Origin of the sequence: Lunatimonas salinarum (genome assembly GCF_017811155.1) — a bacterium.
In the GTDB taxonomy this organism is placed as follows: domain Bacteria; phylum Bacteroidota; class Bacteroidia; order Cytophagales; family Cyclobacteriaceae; genus Lunatimonas; species Lunatimonas salinarum.
Genome location: NZ_JACVCV010000075.1, coordinates 1 through 1,389, shown reverse-complemented (window position 1 = coordinate 1,389; position 1,389 = coordinate 1). Strand labels below are relative to the sequence as shown.

Sequence of the window (1,389 nt, the reverse complement as noted above, 5' to 3'; positions counted from 1 at the left end):
GAACCAATTTTGAAAGAGCTATGGAATTGACTGGGAGTTTTACGGGTATAGGATCATCTCAGGGGGCGAGTTTTTTTTATGGAGTCAATGGTATGGGGGACGGAAATGGGAATATTATCCCCGGAACGGAAGTCTATATTTTGTATCAGCATCTCACAAATAGCCGGCCATCTGGGGGGAGTAATGGTTATGATTGGAGCTATACAGGGAATGTCCTAGGTGTAGGTGGGATCACATATGCAGGATTAGAAAATGCAGTTGCCAATAAATTTTGGTGGATGGATGCTAAGGGCAACTACAATTCCACTACAATTCTTGAAAAAGGTGCAAATGGCAAGTTTGTAAGGGGGGTTCAGGGCTATAGGAACGGATACAATAATGCTTTGAATGCGGCAAGCAAATTTAAGGTTGCAGGTAATATTGTTGGAGGGCTCAGTTTGAGTGTTACATATTTGCAATTTGATCAAGGTCAAATAAGCGGACTAGAAGCAAGTGTGGATGCTGTTTTTGGAGTTGTTGGCTTTTTGGGACCTATAGGTGCTGGTGTAAGTGCTACTTATTTTATTGGCAAGTTTGGTTATGAATATTTCAGTGGAAATACGGTGTTTAATAAACCAAGATAAGCATGAGGTATATGGTTTTAATTCTTAACATGGTTTATTGGTTTCTTACAAGTGTAAAGAACCCTAGTCCATTTTTGGGGGCTGTAATTTTAGTAACATTGTTGATAGGCGTATCTCTTCGAAATCTACTTTTGACCTTCTATGCCTTCAAACCAGAACCCATGATAACGAATAATGGAAGAGACTTCTTAATCTTGGGGGTTGTTTTTATTTTGATGTATTGGTTTTCTACAAAAAAAAGAGACCAAATAGAAGCAGCTCGGGTTGAAGCAACTAAGTTGCAAAGCTGGGTTATTGCGCTCCTGTTCATTTCTACTTTAGTAGCCTTTATTCTTTTAGCTAATGTGAATAGAGAGAAAATATTTAATCAGGTTGATTCGAATTCTTTGAATAAGCTCCAAAAAGAATCTTTAGAGGCCAAAATCCGAAAGTGGTTCAAGTAGTTTAGCTTACAATTCATTTTTATCAACCATAGCTGTTTGAGGATACCGAAAGATAGCATCCTTGCTCAGGTCTTTTTTGTGGATGGACAAAACGGTGACATTCCCTGAACTATTTCAATAGGTAAAATTATTAAAGGATGGTAATAAAGAGCGACTAAGTGAAGTATTATCAACATCTACTATTCAAGCAGTATTTCTATATTCGCCATTTGCAATGGATTAAAGAAGAGCTACTTAGGTGATAATATGCAAGCAATTTTCATCGTTATGCTCAATACGCTGGAGTTTTACCAAGGCTAAAACCTGATAAATTCCAGCTTCAA

At 37.7% G+C, this 1,389-nt stretch carries 2 protein-coding genes; both read left to right on the top strand.

Annotated features, from left to right (window positions below; genetic code table 11):
- Positions 1 to 623 (top strand): hypothetical protein (locus IAQ59_RS21945; protein ID WP_209333000.1); only part of this gene is annotated, 623 nt, incomplete at its 5' end.
- Positions 624 to 625: 2 nt separating this feature from the next.
- Positions 626 to 1,066, top strand: a complete 441-nt coding sequence (locus tag IAQ59_RS21940) for a hypothetical protein (protein ID WP_209332999.1) — start codon at positions 626 to 628, stop codon at positions 1,064 to 1,066.
- Positions 1,067 to 1,389: the final 323 nt, after the last annotated feature.

Bases quoted from the DNA above. Each gene is read 5' to 3' on its own strand.
- IAQ59_RS21940 (WP_209332999.1), top strand. From the start codon at position 626: ATGAGGTATATGGTTTTAATTCTTAACATGGTTTATTGGTTTCTTACA.